The sequence below is a fragment of the Streptomyces sp. NPDC049577 genome (genome assembly GCF_040675635.1).
In the GTDB taxonomy this organism is placed as follows: Bacteria; Actinomycetota; Actinomycetes; order Streptomycetales; family Streptomycetaceae; genus Streptomyces.
Genome location: NZ_JBFAPH010000541.1, coordinates 1 through 2,441, shown reverse-complemented (window position 1 = coordinate 2,441; position 2,441 = coordinate 1). Strand labels below are relative to the sequence as shown.

Here is a 2,441-nt window from a genome sequence, read left to right as displayed (position 1 = left end):
CGCCGCGCGAGGCGGTCGAGCGGAGCGTCCGGATCCACGACGAGCTGGTGCGCACCTTCGAGTTCGAGGCCGCTGCCCAAGGACGGCACCGTCTCCGGCGCCTCCGGGCAGGGCTCGGACTCCTCCGGCCACGCCTCGCCCGCCGCCCGGCTCACCTACACCGGAGCCCGCGGGACGTCCGCCATCGACCTCACCGTCAACCGGCTGAGCCCCGGTCTCCCCGCCGACCAGCAGTCCGGTGGCTGCATGCCCGTCCAGGTCCGCCCGTACGACGAGTGCGAGGCCCGCAAGCTCGCCGACGGCTCGATGCTCTACACGACCAAGTCCTTCACCCATCCCAACAGCACCGCCGGGCAGCGGCGCTGGTACGTGGAGCTGGTCACCCCCGACGGCGGGGACCTGTTCCTCCAGGAGTTCGGCGGGGGCGCCGAGAAGGAGTCGGACAGCACCGCCGAGCCCGCACTGTCGATCGACCAGCTCAGCGCCATCGTGCGCAGCCCTGCCTGGAAGAAGGCCGTCGACGCGGTCCCCGTCCCGGCCGCCCCGCCCACCGGCGGAAAGCCGCAGGTGCCCGGCGACCGGATGGTGACGCTGCTGGCCTCCCTGCTGCCCGGCGGCACCGTCACGGACCGGCACGGCAGCCCGGGCTTCGCCGAGCTCGTGTACGACGACGGCAAGGGCAGGAACATGGTGCAGGTGAACGCCCAGCCCGGCATGAAGACGGTGCTGGCCGGGCACATGGACTGCTCCGGCGAGACCGGCGCGTGCAGCAGCGAGACCCTGGCCGACGGCACCCGCGTGAAGCTCACCCGCGGCCCCTCCGAGAAGGGCGGCTCCGCCGTCGTCTGGATCGCCGACACCCTGCGCCCGGACGGCTATCGCGTCGTGGTGCGCGAGTGCAACTCCTACGCCGAGAGCGGCCCGGTGACCCGCCCGGAGCCGGCGATCGGCCTGGACCGGCTGCGGGCCGTCGCGCTCGACGCGAAGTGGCTGCCCTGACGGACGGGACCGGGGAGGGCGGCGCGCGGGCACGCGGAATTCTCAGCTGATTCACAGAGTCCCGAAAGCGGGCTCTCACCCGCCGCCGCCACCATCCTCATCATGTCCACGCTCTCGCCCCAGGGGCGTACCCAGCTGCTGCACGAGGACGGAAGCGCCGTACGGGTGCTGGTCGTCGACGACGAGGCGTCGCTGTCCGAGCTGCTCTCGCTCGCGCTGCGCTACGAGGGCTGGGAGGTGCGTACGGCCGCGGACGGCGCGGAAGCCGTGCGTACGGCCCGGGAACTGCGCCCGGACGCCGTCGTCCTCGACATGATGCTGCCCGACATGGACGGCCTGGCCGTGCTCGGCCGGCTGCGGCACGAGCACCCGGACGTGCCGGTGCTCTTCCTCACCGCGAAGGACGCCGTCGAGGACCGCATCGCCGGGCTCACGGCGGGCGGCGACGACTACGTCACCAAGCCGTTCAGCCTGGAGGAGGTCGTCGCGCGGCTGCGCGGACTGCTGCGCAGGTCCCGCGCCGTCGCGGCCCGCGCCGACTCCGTCCTCACCGTCGGGGACCTGGTCCTGGACGAGGACAGTCACGAGGTGTCCCGGGGCGGCACCGAGATCCATCTGACCGCCACCGAGTTCGAGCTGCTGCGCTTCCTGATGCGCAACCCGCGCCGCGTGCTGAGCAAGCCGCAGATCCTGGACCGCGTCTGGTCGTACGACTTCGGCGGCCAGGCCAACGTCGTCGAGCTCTACATCTCCTATCTGCGACGGAAGATCGACGCCGGCCGCGCCCCGATGATCCACACCCGGCGCGGCGTCGGCTACCTGATCAAGCCCGCGGCCCCCGCGGCCCCCGCGACCCCGGTCGCCCCCGCGCGCGCCCGGTGACGCCACGCCCCCTGCGCACCCGGCTCGTCCTCTCCACCGTCGCCCTCGTCGCCGTGGTCTGCGCCGTGATCGGCACGGTCACCACGATCGTGCTGCGCAGCTATCTGTACGGGCAGTTGGACGCCCAGCTGCACGAGGTCGCGGTCCGGGCGGCCGGGCACCACCCGCCCGACCCGACCGCTCCCCGGAGTAGCGGTTCGCTGCGGTTCGTCCGCGGTGGCGGCCAGCCCATCGGCACGGTCGGCGCGCTCGTCGGCGCGGACGGGCGAGTGGCGCGGTCGGCGGTCAGCACACCGCCCGACGCCTCCTCCTGGCCCGGTGACGACACGCTCGCCTCCCTCACCGACGCGCAGAGCGACGCGCTCGGCCGGCTGAAGCGCGACGGCCGGCCGCACGACCTCGGGCTGCCCGGGCGCGGGGACTACCGGGCCCTGTCCGTCACGGCCTTCGACGGCACCGTCTATCTCGTCGGCATCCCCACGGCCGCCGCCCGGGAGACCCTCGACACCCTCGTCGTGGTCGAACTGTGCGTCTCCGCCGCCGCGCTGGCCGCCGCCGGC

At 73.8% G+C, this 2,441-nt stretch carries 2 protein-coding genes and 1 pseudogene; all 3 read left to right on the top strand.

Translation table 11 applies throughout. The features are described from left to right. The coding region (locus AB0K09_RS32340; RefSeq protein ID WP_366068961.1) for a hypothetical protein at positions 1-999 on the top strand (999 nt) is incomplete at its 5' end. 102 nt (positions 1,000-1,101) lie between these two features. Beyond that, the gene (locus AB0K09_RS32335; protein WP_366068960.1) at positions 1,102-1,881 is read left to right on the top strand and encodes a response regulator transcription factor; all 780 of its coding nucleotides are present in this window, start codon (positions 1,102-1,104) and stop codon (positions 1,879-1,881) included. After that, positions 1,878-2,441 (top strand): annotated as a pseudogene (locus AB0K09_RS32330) (two-component sensor histidine kinase); the annotation flags it as partial. The gene AB0K09_RS32335 and the pseudogene AB0K09_RS32330, both read left to right, overlap by 4 nt.

Coding starts and splice junctions, on each gene's coding strand:
- AB0K09_RS32335 (WP_366068960.1), top strand. CDS start 1,102: ATGTCCACGCTCTCGCCCCAGGGGCGTACCCAGCTGCTGCACGAGGAC.